The sequence below is a fragment of the Streptomyces sp. NPDC057302 genome (assembly GCF_042667685.1).
Lineage (GTDB): Bacteria > Actinomycetota > Actinomycetes > Streptomycetales > Streptomycetaceae > Streptomyces.
This window is the reverse complement of the sequence record NZ_JBHUZJ010000050.1, coordinates 1-14,710: the sequence shown is the minus strand read 5'-3', so window position 1 is coordinate 14,710 and position 14,710 is coordinate 1. Positions and strand designations below refer to the sequence as shown.

The 14,710-nt window shown below is 70.1% G+C and carries 11 protein-coding genes; 7 read left to right on the top strand and 4 right to left on the bottom strand.

The window, feature by feature from the left end; translation table 11 throughout:
* The first annotated feature begins 135 nt into the window (after positions 1–135).
* Both ACFUPX_RS28960 and ACFUPX_RS28955 read left to right on the top strand, forming a co-directional pair.
* Positions 136–2,433, top strand: coding sequence for an ATP-dependent RecD-like DNA helicase (locus ACFUPX_RS28960; RefSeq protein WP_383328918.1), 2,298 nt, complete (start codon positions 136–138; stop codon positions 2,431–2,433).
* Between the two features lie 124 nt (positions 2,434–2,557).
* Complete coding sequence (locus ACFUPX_RS28955; RefSeq protein ID WP_249589823.1) at positions 2,558–3,904, top strand: citrate synthase; 1,347 nt, start codon at positions 2,558–2,560, stop codon at positions 3,902–3,904.
* A 425-nt stretch (positions 3,905–4,329) separates the two neighbouring features.
* On the opposite strand, the gene ACFUPX_RS28950 is transcribed toward ACFUPX_RS28955, so the two are convergent.
* The 4 genes from ACFUPX_RS28950 to ACFUPX_RS28935 form a co-directional block, all read right to left on the bottom strand.
* A complete protein-coding gene (locus tag ACFUPX_RS28950; RefSeq protein ID WP_383328915.1) occupies positions 4,330–6,597 on the bottom strand; it encodes a heavy metal translocating P-type ATPase in 2,268 nt (755 codons plus the stop codon).
* 82 nt (positions 6,598–6,679) lie between these two features.
* Complete coding sequence (locus ACFUPX_RS28945; RefSeq protein WP_383328912.1) at positions 6,680–6,931, bottom strand: heavy-metal-associated domain-containing protein; 252 nt, start codon at positions 6,929–6,931, stop codon at positions 6,680–6,682.
* 144 nt (positions 6,932–7,075) lie between these two features.
* Entirely contained in the window at positions 7,076–7,267 is a 192-nt protein-coding gene (locus ACFUPX_RS28940) for a MarR family transcriptional regulator (RefSeq protein ID WP_383328909.1), read from the bottom strand.
* 259 nt (positions 7,268–7,526) lie between these two features.
* A complete protein-coding gene (locus ACFUPX_RS28935; protein WP_383328906.1) occupies positions 7,527–8,426 on the bottom strand; it encodes a sugar phosphate isomerase/epimerase family protein in 900 nt (299 codons plus the stop codon).
* Positions 8,427–8,588: 162 nt separating this feature from the next.
* Between ACFUPX_RS28935 and iolC the strand changes: the two genes are divergently transcribed.
* Genes iolC through mmsA form a run of 5 tightly spaced genes read left to right on the top strand, consistent with a single transcriptional unit; the run spans position 8,589 to position 14,695 of the window.
* The gene (gene iolC / locus ACFUPX_RS28930; protein ID WP_383329029.1) at positions 8,589–9,539 is read left to right on the top strand and encodes a 5-dehydro-2-deoxygluconokinase; all 951 of its coding nucleotides are present in this window, start codon (positions 8,589–8,591) and stop codon (positions 9,537–9,539) included.
* A complete protein-coding gene (locus ACFUPX_RS28925; RefSeq protein WP_383328903.1) occupies positions 9,532–10,413 on the top strand; it encodes a deoxyribose-phosphate aldolase in 882 nt (293 codons plus the stop codon). The genes iolC and ACFUPX_RS28925 overlap by 8 nt, the downstream gene beginning before the upstream one ends.
* A gap of 26 nt (positions 10,414–10,439) precedes the next feature.
* Complete coding sequence (iolB, locus tag ACFUPX_RS28920) at positions 10,440–11,255, top strand: 5-deoxy-glucuronate isomerase (RefSeq protein ID WP_383328900.1); 816 nt, start codon at positions 10,440–10,442, stop codon at positions 11,253–11,255.
* Positions 11,256–11,291: 36 nt separating this feature from the next.
* Entirely contained in the window at positions 11,292–13,166 is a 1,875-nt protein-coding gene (gene iolD, locus ACFUPX_RS28915) for a 3D-(3,5/4)-trihydroxycyclohexane-1,2-dione acylhydrolase (decyclizing) (protein ID WP_383328897.1), read from the top strand.
* A 17-nt stretch (positions 13,167–13,183) separates the two neighbouring features.
* Positions 13,184–14,695, top strand: coding sequence for a CoA-acylating methylmalonate-semialdehyde dehydrogenase (mmsA, locus tag ACFUPX_RS28910; protein WP_383328895.1), 1,512 nt, complete (start codon positions 13,184–13,186; stop codon positions 14,693–14,695).
* Positions 14,696–14,710 lie beyond the last annotated feature (15 nt).

The following is a 14,710-nucleotide window of genomic DNA, read 5'->3' as shown; positions in this document are numbered from 1 at the left end:
GACCGGGCCCCCTCGAAGCTGACCCCACCCCGCCTCCACCCCATCCCATCCCACCGCACCCGCCCCGCCCCGCCCCGCCCCCAGAGTTATCCACAGGCTGCCCGCGCTGTCAGCGCCGAGCGATAGCGTCACCCCATGTCGAGCCCAGCAGCGGCAACAGCCGCAGTGGTCGAGGGGGTCCTGGAGCGGATCACCTACGCCAACGAGGAGAACGGGTACACGGTCGCCCGTGTGGACACGGGCCGCGGCGCCGGCGACCTCCTCACCGTCGTCGGCGCACTGCTGGGCGCACAAGTGGGAGAGTCCCTCCGCATGGAGGGCCGCTGGGGCTCCCACTCCCAGTACGGCAAGCAGTTCACGGTGGAGAACTACACCACCATCCTCCCCGCCACCATCCAAGGCATCCGCCGCTACCTGGGCTCGGGCCTCATCAAGGGCATCGGCCCCGTCATGGCCGACCGCATCACCACCCACTTCGGCGTGGACACCCTCGACATCATCGAGCAGGAGCCCAAGCGCCTGGTCGAAGTCCCGGGCCTGGGCCCCAAACGCACCAAGATGATCGCCGCGGCCTGGGAGGAACAGAAGGCCATCAAGGAAGTGATGGTCTTCCTCCAAGGCGTGGGTGTCTCCACGTCCATCGCCGTCCGCATCTACAAGAAGTACGCGGACGCCTCCATCTCCATAGTGAAGAACGAGCCCTACCGCCTCGCCGCCGACGTCTGGGGCATCGGCTTCCTCACCGCGGACCGCATCGCCCAGTCCGTCGGCATCCCCCACGACAGCCCGGAACGCGTCAAGGCAGGCCTCCAGTACGCGCTCTCCCAGTCCACCGACCAGGGCAACTGCTACCTCCCGGAGGAGCGCCTCATCGCGGAAGCGGTCAAGCTCCTCCAGGTCGACACCGGCCTGGTCATCGACTGCCTCGCCGAGCTGGCCAAGGAGGAGGAAGGCGTCGTACGCGAGCGGGTCCCCGGCCCCGACGGCGAAGAAGACGTCACCGCCGTCTACCTGGTCCCCTTCCACCGCGCGGAACTCTCCCTCTCCGCCCAGCTCCTGCGCCTCCTGCGGACCCCCGACGACCGCATGCCCGCCTTCCAGGACGTGGACTGGGACAAGGCGCTCTCCTGGCTGGCCACCCGCACGGGCGCCGACCTCGCCCCCGAGCAGGAGGCAGCCGTCAGGCTCGCCCTGACGCAGAAGGCCGCCGTCCTCACCGGAGGCCCCGGCTGCGGCAAGTCCTTCACGGTCCGGTCCATCGTGGAGCTGGCCCGCGCCAAGAAGGCCAAGGTCGTCCTGGCCGCCCCCACGGGCCGGGCCGCCAAGCGCCTCGCCGAGCTGACCGGCACCGAAGCCTCCACGGTCCACCGCCTCCTGGAGCTCAAGCCGGGCGGAGACGCCGCGTACGACAAGGAGCGGCCCCTGGACGCCGACCTCGTCGTGGTCGACGAGGCGTCCATGCTGGACCTGCTCCTGGCCAACAAGCTGGTGAAGGCCGTCGCTCCCGGCGCCCATCTCCTGTTCGTCGGAGACGTGGACCAGTTGCCGAGCGTCGGCGCCGGCGAGGTCCTGCGCGACATGCTCAGCGAGCAGAGCCCCGTCCCCGCCGTCCGGCTCACCCACATCTTCCGCCAGGCCAAGCAGTCCGGCGTCGTCACGAACGCCCACCGCATCAACTCCGGGGTGCCGCCCATCACCCAGGGGCTCACGGACTTCTTCCTCTTCGTGGAGGACGAGACCGAGGACGCGGGACGGGTCACGGTGGACGTGGCCGCGCACCGCATCCCGGCCAAGTTCGGCCTCGACCCGCGCCGCGACGTCCAGGTGCTCGCGCCCATGCACCGTGGCCCCGCGGGCGCGGGGAACCTGAACGGCCTGCTCCAGCAGGCCATCACCCCCAGCAGACCGGACGTACCGGAGAAGCGCTTCGGCGGCCGGGTGTTCCGCGTCGGCGACAAGGTCACCCAGATCCGCAACAACTACGAGAAGGGGCAGAACGGCGTCTTCAATGGCACCGTCGGAGTTGTCACCGCGCTCGACTCCGACGAGCAGCGGCTCACGGTCCTGACGGACGAGGACGAGGAGATCGCGTACGACTTCGACGAACTGGACGAACTGGCTCATGCGTACGCGGTCACCATCCACCGCTCCCAGGGCAGCGAGTATCCGGCGGTGGTGATCCCGGTGACCACGGGGGCCTGGATGATGCTGCAACGGAATCTGCTCTATACGGCGGTCACGCGCGCCAAGAAGCTGGTCGTCCTGGTCGGTTCGCGCAAGGCTCTCGGACAGGCGGTGCGCACGGTCTCCGCGGGCAGGCGCTGTACGGCCCTGGACTTCCGGCTCGCCGGAGGACGTGGTTCCACCCCCGGGACCACGCCCCGATCAACCCCCCGATCAACCCCCCGAAATTTTGATCGATCAAACGAGTAGGAAAGGTCACACACCACTTCCGCAACCGGGGCACAGGGGGCAGGATGAGTAAGTTGGCGGCACTGAGTGCCGCCAATAGGCCCAATGGTCGACCCCGAGTGCACTCTCCAGGGCCAAATGGGGGATGGTAGAGACAGTCAGGGCACCTCGAAGAAGAGGCACAACGTCGGTGAGGGATGACGTGAGCGACAACTCTGTAGTACTGCGGTACGGCGATGGCGAGTACACCTACCCGGTGATCGATTCGACCGTCGGCGACAAGGGCTTCGACATCGGGAAGCTCCGCGCCCAAACCGGTCTGGTGACCCTGGACAGCGGCTATGGCAACACCGCCGCGTATAAATCCGCCATCACCTACCTCGACGGCGAGCAGGGCATCCTGCGCTATCGCGGCTATCCGATCGAGCAGCTGGCCGAGCGCTCCACCTTCACCGAGGTGGCGTACCTGCTGATCAACGGCGAACTGCCGAAGGTCGACGAGCTCGCCAGTTTCAAGAACGAGATCACGCAGCACACGCTGCTGCACGAGGACGTCAAGCGGTTCTACGACGGCTTCCCGCGTGACGCCCACCCGATGGCGATGCTGTCGTCGGTCGTCAGCGCGCTGTCGACGTTCTACCAGGACAGCCACAACCCGTTCGACGAGGAGCAGCGCGACCTCTCGACGATCCGCCTTCTCGCCAAGCTTCCGACGATCGCGGCGTACGCCTACAAGAAGTCCGTGGGCCACCCGGTCGTCTACCCGCGCAACGACCTCGGCTACGTCGAGAACTTCCTGCGCATGACGTTCTCGGTGCCGGCCGCCGAGTACGACCTGGACCCGGTCGTCGTCTCCGCGCTGGACAAGCTCCTGATCCTGCACGCGGACCACGAGCAGAACTGTTCGACCTCCACCGTGCGTCTGGTGGGCTCGTCGCAGGCGAACATGTTCGCCTCGATCTCCGCCGGTATCTCGGCCCTCTGGGGTCCGCTGCACGGTGGCGCCAACCAGTCCGTCCTGGAGATGCTCGAGGGCATCAAGCAGGACGGCGGCGACGTCGACAACTTCATCCGCAAGGTGAAGAACAAGGAAGACGGCGTGAAGCTCATGGGCTTCGGGCACCGCGTCTACAAGAACTTCGACCCCCGGGCGAAGATCATCAAGGCGGCGGCGCACGACGTCCTGTCGGCTCTCGGCAAGGACGACGAGCTGCTTGACATCGCCCTCAAGCTCGAAGAGCACGCGCTGGCCGACGACTACTTCGTCGAGCGCAAGCTCTACCCCAACGTGGACTTCTACACGGGCCTCATCTACCGCGCGATGGGCTTCCCGACCGAGATGTTCACCGTGCTGTTCGCGCTCGGCCGCCTTCCGGGCTGGATCGCGCAGTGGCACGAGATGATCAAGGAGCCCGGATCCCGCATCGGGCGTCCGCGCCAGATCTACACCGGTGAGGTTCTCCGGGACTTCGTCCCCGTCGAGGGTCGCTGACCTTCTCCGGGAGCTGACAGCGAAAAGCGCCCCGCCGCCGATCCCCCCACGGGTCGACGGTCGGGGCGCTTTCCTGTTTCCCGGTGCGGATTCCCCCCACGGGATCCGGCCGGGCGTCTGTGGTGGCAGCGCGCCAGTGGTACTGCGATCTGCCGGGACCCGTACCAGGAGGGCCGCTCAAGCTCCCTGGTGCACGTGCCCCGGCCAACGCATTCCTAGGAACATCCCCCAAGATGTCCCCGATGTCTAGAGACGTCCCCCAAGACGTCCCTGGCATCGTCCTCTTAGACTCGCGAACCCCACGAATGGTTACGTTGGGATCGCTGTGATCTGCGTCTCTTGCATATGTCCTGTACATGCGCAAGAGGCCCGATATGCCGATCGGGACTCAGGCGTGAGAATGCTGCAACCACTATGTGAAGAGTCTATGTGAAAGACCTGAGGCGGAGGCTGTTGGTGACGACGAATACCGAAGAGAAAGCCATCGCGGCGCCCGCGATCATCGGATTCAGCAGTCCGGCCGCGGCCAGCGGCAGCGCGGCCACGTTGTAGCCGAAGGCCCAGAAGAGATTGCCCTTGATGGTGGCGAGGGTCTTACGGGAGAGCCTGATCGCGTCGGCGGCTGCGCGCAAGTCCCCGCGCACCAGCGTCAGATCGCTCGCCTCGATGGCCGCGTCCGTTCCCGTGCCCATCGCCAGACCCAGATCGGCGGTGGCGAGCGCCGCGGCGTCGTTGACCCCGTCCCCGACCATCGCGACGACCTTGCCCTCGCCGCGCAGCCGTCGTACGACATCGGCCTTGTCCTCGGGCAGGACCTCGGCGTACACGGCGTCCGCGTCGATGCCGACGGCCTTCGCCACCGTCCGGGCGACGGCCTCGTTGTCCCCGGTGAGCAGCACCGGCGTCAGCCCCAGGGCGCGCAGCTCGCGCACCGCTTCGGCGCTGGTGTCCTTGACGGTGTCGGCGACGGTGAGGACGCCGCGAGCCACGCCGTCCCAGGCGACCAGGACGGCCGTACGTCCCGCCGCCTCGGCCTCGGCCCTGAGTCCGGCCACCGGGGCGAGCCCCTCGGTCCCCGCGTCCGCGAGCAGCCGCTCGCGTCCCACGAGCACCGCGTGCCCTTCCACCGTGCCGCGCACGCCGGACCCGGCGACGTTCCCGAACCCCTCCACGGCGGGCAGGGCGCCCACAGGAAGCCCCAACTCGGCGGCGGCGCCCGCCGCGACCGCCCGCGCCACGGGATGCTCGGAGGCGTGCTCCAGGGCCCCCGCGAGCCGCAGCAGCTGCTTCTCCTCGGTCTCCCCGGCCACGTACACGTCCCGCAGCGTCATGCGCCCCGTCGTCACCGTCCCGGTCTTGTCCAGGACCACGGTGTCCACCCGGCGCGTGGACTCCAGGACCTCGGGGCCCTTGATGAGGATGCCGAGCTGCGCGCCGCGCCCCGTGCCGACCATCAGGGCGGTCGGCGTCGCCAGGCCCAGGGCGCACGGGCAGGCGATGATCAGGACGGCGACGGCCGCGGTGAAGGCGGCGGTCGCGTCGCCCGTGGCGCCGAGCCAGCCGCCGAGCGTGGCGGTCGCGATCATCAGGACGACCGGCACGAAGATCCCGGCGATCCGGTCGGCGAGGCGCTGCACCTGGGCCTTGCCGGTCTGGGCGTCCTCGACGAGCCTTGCCATCCTGGCCAGTTGGGTGTCGGCGCCCACGCGCGTGGCCTCGACGACGAGCCGCCCCGAGACGTTCGTGGTCGCCCCGGTCACCGTGTCGCCCTCGGTCACGTCCACCGGGACGGACTCACCGGTCAGCATCGAGACGTCGACCGCGGACGCGCCTTCGGTGACGGTGCCGTCGGTCGCGACGGTCTCCCCGGGACGTACGACGAAACGGTCGCCGACCACGAGACGCGCGACCGGGACGCGGACCTCCGCGCCGCCCCGCAGCACGGCCGCGTCCCTGGCGCCCAGTTCGAGCAGGGCGCGCAGGGCCGCGCCCGCCTTCCGCTTCGAGCGGGCCTCCAGCCAGCGCCCGAGCAGGATGAACGTGACGACGCCCGCGGCGACTTCGAGATAGAGCGTCGAGGCGGCGTCGGCGCGCGAGACGGTGAACGTGAAGCCGTGCCGCATCCCCGGCATCCCCGCGTCCCCGAGGAAGAGCGCCCACAGCGACCAGCCGAACGCGGCGAGCGTGCCCACCGACACCAGGGTGTCCATGGTCGCGGCGCCGTGCCGCAGGTTCGTGGCCGCGGCCTTGTGGAAGGGGAGGCCGCCCCAGACGACGACGGGCGCGGCCAGGGTCAGCGAGAGCCACTGCCAGTTGTCGAACTGGAGCGGAGGGATCATCGCGAGCAGGACGACGGGCAGCGAGAGCACCGCCGAGACGACGAGGCGCTGACGGAGTGTGTCGGGCTCGGTGATGTCGGCGGTGGTGACCGGCGTGCCCGGCTCGGTCGTGGCCGGATCCGTCGCGGCCGGCTCCGGGGGAGCGGGGACGATCTCGTGCGCGCTGTAGCCCAGCTTCTCGACCGTCGCGATCAACTGCGCGACCTCGACCCCGTCCGCGTACGAGACCTTCGCCTTCTCCGTGGCGAGGTTGACCGACGCGCTCACGCCCTCCACGCGGTTCAGTTTCTTCTCGATGCGGGCGGAGCAGGAGGCGCAGGTCATCCCGCCGACGGCGAGTTCGACTTCGTTCATGGCTCTTTCGTACGTCTGGGGTGAAGCGGCCGTGGGCCCTGTGACGGCGTCACAGGGCCCGGGGTACCCGGCAGGGGGAGAGTCAGGCCTTGCTGACGCCGACGAGTTCGTAGCCCGCCTCGTCGACCGCGGCGCGGACCGCGGCCTCGTCGAGCGGGGCGTCGGAGACTACGGTCACCTGGCCGGTGGCGGCCACCGCCTTCACGGAGCTGACGCCGGCGATCTCGGAGAGCTCACCGGAGACGGCACCCTCGCAGTGGCCACAGGTCATGCCGGTCACCTCGTACACGGTCGTCACGGCCTCGGCCTGCGGGAGCTCGGTGTGGGCGCTCATGTCTTCTCCTCGGAAGGGTGCGGCGGGTGTGCGTGCCTGTACGTGCGTCGTAATGTGCAGGAGTGGTCCCGGTGTTCCCGGCAGACCCCCTGACACTCACCACACTATACCCCTAGGGGGTACGCCTCAAAGGGGTGTCCACTCTCACCGCCCCCGGTTGCGGGGTCTGGCGGCGACCCAGGCGCGGATCGTGTCCGCGTACCAGTAGGGCTTCCCGGCCTCCACGTGGTCGGGGTCGGGAAGCAGCCCGTGCTTCCGGTAGGAGCGCACGGTGTCGGGCTGCACCCGGATGTGTGCGGCGATGTCCTTGTACGACCAGAGCCTTCGGTCGGTCATCAGTGGCACCTCCCTGCGGGCGCCGCAGGGGCGGCTCGGGGAGAGCCGTCGGGGGAGCTGCGGCGCGACGCTGGCGATCACTCAGCCTGTGCCCGCTGAACGACAGGGAGTGAGCGCACGGAGGCTGTTGTCGACTGGCTGTGACGGAAGACCCGCGTAGGCGGGACATGTGTGACAGAAGGAGGTTGTTTGTGACGGTTGTGATGCATGGGGCCGCAGGCATCGCCACCGCGTCACCACCGCGTCCGTGGCGGGGAGCTCAGGCCCCGCAGGAGCGCAGGAACGAGCGGGTGCGGCGGGCGATGGGCAGGGGCTTGTCCGGGGGGCACGGGTACATGTCCTGCTCGACGATGGCGAACAGGTCGACGCCCAGCTTCTGGGCCGCCGCGAGGACCGGCTCGATCGCGGGCACCCCGGTCGGCGGCTCGCACATCACGCCACGGGCCACGGCGGGCCCGAACGGCATCTCCTGGGCGCGCACTTCGGCCAGGACGGCCGGGTCGACCTGCTTGAGGTGCAGATAGCCGATGCGCTCGCCGTACGTCTCGATCAGCTTGACGTTGTCGCCGCCGCAGTAGGCGTAGTGGCCCGTGTCCAGGCAGAGCGAGACGAGGCCGGAGTCGGTCGCGTCCAGGAAGCGGGTGACGTTCCGCTCGTCGTCGATGTGCGTGTCGGCGTGCGGATGGACGACCACGCGCAGGCCGTAGCGCTCGCGCACCTCGTACGCCAGCCGCTCGGTCTGGAGCGTGAGCTGGCGCCACTGCTCCGGGGTGAGCGTGCGGTCCTCCAGGACCTGGCCGGTCTTGTCGTCGCGCCAGAAGGACGGGATCACGACGAGGTGCTCGGCGCCCATCGCCTGCGCGAGCGCGGCGTTGTCGGCCACATGGGCCCACGTCTTGTCCCAGACGGAGGGTCCGTGGTGCAGGCCCGTGAAGACCGTTCCCGCCGACACCTTCAGGCCGCGCCTCTGCGTCTCGGCGGTGAGTACGGCCGGGTCGCTGGGCAGGTAGCCGTACGGACCGAGCTCGATCCACTCGTAGCCGGAGTCGGCGACCTCGTCGAGGAAGCGGCTCCAGGGGACCTGGCCCGGATCCTCGGGGAACCACACGCCCCACGAGTCGGGTGCGGAGCCGATGCGGATGCGTGACAGCGTCGTCATGCCCGCCAGCTTTCAGGGTGCCGCGGAGCGGTGTCAAGGATTAGTCCGAATGTAAGGACAATGTGTTGACAGGGTTCGTCGGGCGGAATAGACCTAGGGGTGGTCCGAGGGGGCGATGCCGAGGAGGAGTGCAGGGTGACCGATCCGTACGACGTGATCACGATGGGCCGGATCGGGGTGGATCTCTACCCCCTGCAGGCCGGGGTGCCGCTCGCCGATGTCAGCACGTTCGGCAAGTTCCTGGGCGGCTCGGCGTCGAACGTCGCCGTCGCCGCCGCGCGGCTCGGCCGCCGGGTCGCGGTCGTCACCCGCACCGGCGAGGACCCCTTCGGCGACTATCTGCACCGGGAGCTGCGGCAGTTCGGGGTCGACGACCGGTGGGTGAGCGGCGTCGCGGGCCTCCCGACCCCGGTGACCTTCTGCGAGATCTTCCCGCCGGACGACTTCCCGCTCTACTTCTACCGCCGGCCGAAGGCGCCCGACCTGGAGATGTACGAGGCGGAGCTCGACCTCGGCGCGATCGCCTCCGCGCGGGTCTTCTGGATGACGGGTACGGGGCTCTGCGCGGAGCCCAGCAGGTCGGCGACGCTTGCCGCGCTGCGGCGGCGGGCGAAGGCCGGGCTCACCGTCTTCGACCTCGACTGGCGGCCGATGTTCTGGGAGCGGGCCGAGCAGGCCAGGGAGTTCTACGCCCAGGCGCTCGCACAGGCCACCGTCGCGGTGGGCAACGTGGACGAGGTCGAGATCGCCACCGGTGAGCGTGAACCCCTCGCCGCCGCCCGCGCGTTGCTGGCGGCCGGTGTCGAACTCGCCGTGGTCAAGCAGGGCCCCAAGGGGGTGCTCGCGATGAACGGCGCGGGCGAGGCGGTCGAGCTGCCGCCGCTGCCCGTGACGGTGCTCAACGGCCTCGGGGCCGGGGACGCCTTCGGCGGGGCGCTGTGCCACGGGATGCTCGCGGGCTGGGAGCTGGAGCGGACCATGCGGTACGCGAACGCGGCGGGGGCGATCGTCGCCTCGCGCCTTGAGTGCTCGTCCGCGATGCCGTTCCCCCACGAGGTCGAGGCGGCGCTCGCCGCGGGAGCCGTGACCCCGGGAGCCGTGACCCATGGTTGACCTCGCGGATCTCGTCCGGATCCGGGCCCAGCACCCCGAAGCCATCGCCGAAGCCGCGGCCCGGCGCCCCCGGCGCTCGCTCCTCGGCGACAGCGGGCGGCTGATGATCATCGCCGCCGACCACCCCGCCCGGGGCGCACTCGGCGTCGGCGGGGACAAGCTGGCCATGGCCAACCGCGGGGACCTCCTGGAGCGGCTCTGCCTCGCGCTCTCGCGCCCCCGCGTGGACGGCGTGCTGGCCACCGCCGACATCATCGAAGACCTCCTCCTGCTCGGCGCCCTGGACGGCAAGGTCGTCATGGGGTCGATGAACAGGGGCGGGCTCGCGGGCGCCTCGTTCGAGCTGGACGACCGGTTCACGGGCTACCGGGCCGAGGACATCGACCGGCTCGGCTTCGACGCGGGGAAGCTCCTGCTGCGCGTCGACCACGAAGACCCCGGCTCCCTCACCACCCTGCACTCCAGTGCCCGCGCGATCGACGCCATGGCGGCGAGGAAGCTGCCCGTCTTCGTCGAGCCGTTCCTCTGCCGCCGGGCCCCCGAGGGCGGGCCGCCGCGCAACGACCTGAGCGCCGAGGCCGTCACGATGTCCATCGCCATCGCCTCGGGGCTCGCCGGGACATCGGCGTACACCTGGCTGAAGGTCCCGGTGACCGAGAATCCGGACGACATGGCGCGCGTCATGGAGGCTTCGACGCTGCCCGCCGTCCTTCTCGGGGGCGACCTCGGCGACGACAGCGACGCCGCGTACGAGAAGTGGCGGGGCGCACTGCAACTGCCCACCGTGCACGGGCTCGTGGCCGGGCGCACGCTGCTGTACCCGGCGGACGGCGACGTGGCGGGCGCCGTCGACACCGCCGTCGGACTGCTGTAGGAGGGCCATATGAGCTGGAGGGCCACATGACGTACGTACCGAAGGGCGGCGCGGCCGAGGGGCCGTACGCCCTTGAACTCGATCCAAAGCGGTCCGGTCTGGTCTATTCCGCACTGCGCGTGGTCGACATCGAACCCGGCGCCACGCACTCCTTCGCCACCGGAGAGAGTGAATGGATCGTGCTCCCGCTGACCGGCGGCTGTACGGTGCACGCGGAAGACGAGATCATCGAACTGCTGGGCCGGGGGAGCGTGTTCAGCGGAGTGAGTGACTTCGCCTACGTGCCCCGTGACGCCCAGATCCAGATCGCCTCCGGCGCGGGAGGCCGCTTCGCCCTGGCAGGAGCGAAGTGCGAGCGTCGACTCCCCGCCCGCTACGGCTCCGCGCCGGAGGTATCCGTCGAGCACCGCGGCAGCGGCACCTGCGCCCGCGAGGTCCGCAACTTCGCCTCCGCCGACGCCTTCGACTGCGACCGCCTCATCGCCGTCGAGGTGATCACACCCGGTGGCAACTGGTCCTCGTACCCGCCGCACAAGCACGACGAGCACCGCCCGGGAGTCGAGGCCGAGCTCGAAGAGATCTACTACTTCGAGATCGAGGCCGGCGAGGGAGGTCAGGAAGGCTTCGGCTACCAGCGGGTCTTCCCGTCACGTCCCGGCGGCACGGACGTGCTCGCGGAGGTCAGGACGGGCGACGCCGTGCTCGTCCCCGACGGCTGGCACGGCCCGTCGATCGCCCAGCCGGGGCACAGCATGTACTACCTGAACGTGATGGCAGGCCCCGGCGACGAGCGGGAGTGGCGGATCTGCTTCCACCCCGACCACACGGAAGGGTACCGATGACGGCAAAGGGAAATCGATGACGGCGGAGGCAATTCGATGAGCTCGATCAGGCTGACCACCGCGCAGGCCCTCGTCCGCTTCCTGTCCCGGCAGTTCACCGAACGCGACGGCGAGCGGCAGCGGCTCATCGGCGCCACCTGGGGCATCTTCGGCCACGGCAATGTGGCGGGCATCGGCCAGGCACTCCTGGAGTACGGCGACGCCATGCCCTTCCACCAGGGCCGCAACGAACAGGCCATGGTGCACGCGGCCGTCGGGTACGCCCGCCAGTCGGGCCGCCTGTCCACGCACGCCGTCACCACGTCCATCGGCCCCGGGGCGACCAACCTCGTCACCGGAGCCGCGCTCGCGACCGTCAACCACCTCCCGGTGCTCCTGCTGCCCGGCGACACCTTCGCGACCCGCCCCGCCGACCCGGTGCTCCAGCAGCTCGAAGTCCCGTACGCGGGCGATGTGTCGGTCAACGACTGCCTGCGCCCGGTCTCGAAGTACTTCGACCGGGTCACCCGCCCCGAGGCCCTGATCCCGGCCGCGCTCGCCGCGATGCGCGTGCTGACCGACCCGGCCGCCACCGGCGCCGTCACGCTCGCGCTCCCGCAGGACGTGCAGGCGGAAGGCTTCGACTGGCCGGAGGAGTTCTTCGCGGAGAGGGTCTGGGGCGTACGCCGTCAGGCGCCCGATCCGCGGGAACTGGCCGCCGCCGCGAGGGCCGTGCGCGAGGCGCGGCGTCCGCTGATCGTCGCGGGCGGCGGAGTCCACCACAGCGCCGCCGAGGACGCGCTGCGGGACCTCGCGGACGCGACCGGGATCCCCGTCGCCTCCACCCAGGCGGGCAAGGGGTCCCTGCGGTTCGACCACCCGGCGGACGTCGGCGGCATCGGGCACACGGGCACGGCCACCGCCGACGAACTCGCCCGCACCGCCGACCTGGTGATCGGCGTCGGCACCCGCTACAGCGACTTCACCACGGCATCGGGCACGCTCTTCGCCGAGCCGGAGGTCCGCTTCCTGAACCTGAACATCACCGCGTTCGACGGCCACAAGATGGCGGGCGCGCCCCTGGTCGCGGACGCGCGCGCGGGCCTGGAGGCGCTGACCGGAGCCCTGGAGGGGTGGCGGGTGCCGCCCGCGTACGTCGCCGAGTACACGGAGGACAAGGTGCGCTGGGAGCAGCGCGTGGACGCCGCATACGCGGCCGACGAACCCGACGTACGGCCCACGCAGCTCCAAGTCCTCGGCCTGCTGGATGAGTTGGTGACGGACGAGGACGTGGTCATCAACGCGGCCGGGTCCCTCCCCGGAGATCTCCACAAGCTGTGGAGGGCGCGCTCGCCCCGGCAGTACCACGTCGAATACGGCTACTCCTGCATGGGATACGAGATCCCCGCCTCGATCGGCGTCGCGATGGCGGCGCCCGAGCGTCCCGTCTGGGCGCTGGTCGGCGACGGGACGTATCTGATGATGCCCACCGAAATCGTCACCGCCGTCCAGGAGAACATCCCGATCAAGGTCGTGATCCTGCAGAACCACGGGTACGCGTCCATCGGCGGGCTCTCCGAGTCCGTGGGCGCCGAGCGGTTCGGCACCGCCTACCGCTTCCGGGCGGCGGACGGGACGTACACGGGCGCCCCGCTGCCCGTCGATCTCGCGGCCAACGCGGCCTCGCTCGGGATGCGTGTGATGCGCGCCAAAACAGTGGCTGACCTGCGCGATGCTCTTGCCGGGGCGCGAGCGGCGGACGGTCCCACATGTGTCTACGTGGAGACGGAAACGGCAGACACAGTGTCGCCCCCGCCCCCGGCGCAGGCGTGGTGGGATGTGCCCGTGGCCGAGACCGCGGACCGACCGTCGGCGATCAAGGCCAGGAAAGAGTACGACCGGCACGTCTCAGCCCGACGCCGCCACCTGTGAGAGTAGGGATGCTTGTCATGACGAAGACCGTCAATCACTGGATTGGTGGAAAGCCCGTTGAGCGTGCTGCGGGTGTGTCGGGTACGTACGGTCCGGTCACCGACCCCGCGACCGGCGCCGTCACCACGCAGGTCGCCTTCGCTTCGGTGGACGAGGTCGACGCCGCCGTCGCCTCCGCGCGCGAGGCGTACGCCACGTGGGGCAAGTCGTCCCTGGCCAAGCGCACCTCGATCCTCTTCGCCTTCCGCGCGCTGCTCGACGCCAACCGTGACGCGATCGCCGAGCTGATCACCGCCGAGCACGGCAAGGTGCACTCGGACGCGCTCGGCGAGGTCGCCCGCGGCCTGGAGATCGTGGACCTCGCCTGCGGGATCACGGTCCAGCTCAAGGGCGAGCTGTCGACGGAGGTGGCCTCGCGCGTGGACGTCGCGTCCATCCGCCAGCCGCTCGGCGTCGTCGCGGGCATCACGCCGTTCAACTTCCCGGCCATGGTGCCGATGTGGATGTTCCCGCTGGCCATCGCGTGCGGCAACACCTTCGTGCTGAAGCCCTCGGAGAAGGACCCCTCGGCCGCGATGAAGATCGCGGAGCTGCTCTCCGAGGCCGGGCTCCCCGACGGCGTCTTCAACGTCCTGCACGGCGACAAGGTGGCCGTCGACCGGCTGCTCTCGCACCCGGACGTGGCGGCCGTCTCCTTCGTCGGCTCCACGCCGATCGCCCGCCACATCCACACCACCGCGACCGCCAACGGCAAGCGCGTCCAGGCGCTCGGCGGCGCCAAGAACCACATGCTGGTCCTGCCCGACGCCGACCTCGACGCGGCGGCCGACGCGGCCGTCTCGGCGGCGTACGGCTCCGCGGGCGAGCGCTGCATGGCCATCTCGGCCGTGGTCGCGGTCGGTGTGATCGGCGACGAGCTCGTCGCGAAGATCAAGGAGCGGGCCGAGAAGATCAAGATCGGCCCCGGCAACGACCCCACCTCGGAGATGGGCCCGCTGATCACGGCGGCCCACCGCGACAAGGTCGCTTCGTACGTGACGGGCGCTGCCGCCGAGGGCTGCGAGGTCGTCCTGGACGGCACCGGCCACACGGTCGACGGCTTCGAGGACGGCCACTGGATCGGCCTCTCGCTCCTGGACCGCGTACCGGTGACGGCGAACGCGTACAAGGACGAGATCTTCGGCCCCGTGCTGTGCGTGCTGCGGGTCGACACGTACGAGGAGGGCGTGGCGCTGATGAACGCGTCGCCCTTCGGCAACGGCACCGCGATCTTCACGCGTGACGGCGGCGCCGCGCGGCGCTTCCAGCTGGAGATCGAGGCGGGCATGGTCGGCGTGAACGTGCCGATCCCGGTGCCGGTCGGCTACCACTCCTTCGGTGGCTGGAAGGATTCGCTCTTCGGGGATCACCACATCTACGGAAATGACGGGACGCACTTCTACACCCGCGGCAAGGTGGTCACCACCCGCTGGCCCGACCCGTCGGACGCGCCGGAGGGCGTGGACCTGGGGTTCCCGCGCAATCACTGAGGGCAGCCGGGGGCC

Coding starts and splice junctions, on each gene's coding strand:
- ACFUPX_RS28960 (WP_383328918.1), top strand. CDS start 136: ATGTCGAGCCCAGCAGCGGCAACAGCCGCAGTGGTCGAGGGGGTCCTG.
- ACFUPX_RS28955 (WP_249589823.1), top strand. CDS start 2,558: ATGGTAGAGACAGTCAGGGCACCTCGAAGAAGAGGCACAACGTCGGTG.
- ACFUPX_RS28950 (WP_383328915.1), bottom strand. CDS start 6,597: ATGAACGAAGTCGAACTCGCCGTCGGCGGGATGACCTGCGCCTCCTGC.
- ACFUPX_RS28945 (WP_383328912.1), bottom strand. CDS start 6,931: ATGAGCGCCCACACCGAGCTCCCGCAGGCCGAGGCCGTGACGACCGTG.
- ACFUPX_RS28940 (WP_383328909.1), bottom strand. CDS start 7,267: ATGACCGACCGAAGGCTCTGGTCGTACAAGGACATCGCCGCACACATC.
- ACFUPX_RS28935 (WP_383328906.1), bottom strand. CDS start 8,426: ATGACGACGCTGTCACGCATCCGCATCGGCTCCGCACCCGACTCGTGG.
- iolC (WP_383329029.1), top strand. CDS start 8,589: ATGGGCCGGATCGGGGTGGATCTCTACCCCCTGCAGGCCGGGGTGCCG.
- ACFUPX_RS28925 (WP_383328903.1), top strand. CDS start 9,532: ATGGTTGACCTCGCGGATCTCGTCCGGATCCGGGCCCAGCACCCCGAA.
- iolB (WP_383328900.1), top strand. CDS start 10,440: ATGACGTACGTACCGAAGGGCGGCGCGGCCGAGGGGCCGTACGCCCTT.
- iolD (WP_383328897.1), top strand. CDS start 11,292: ATGAGCTCGATCAGGCTGACCACCGCGCAGGCCCTCGTCCGCTTCCTG.
- mmsA (WP_383328895.1), top strand. CDS start 13,184: ATGACGAAGACCGTCAATCACTGGATTGGTGGAAAGCCCGTTGAGCGT.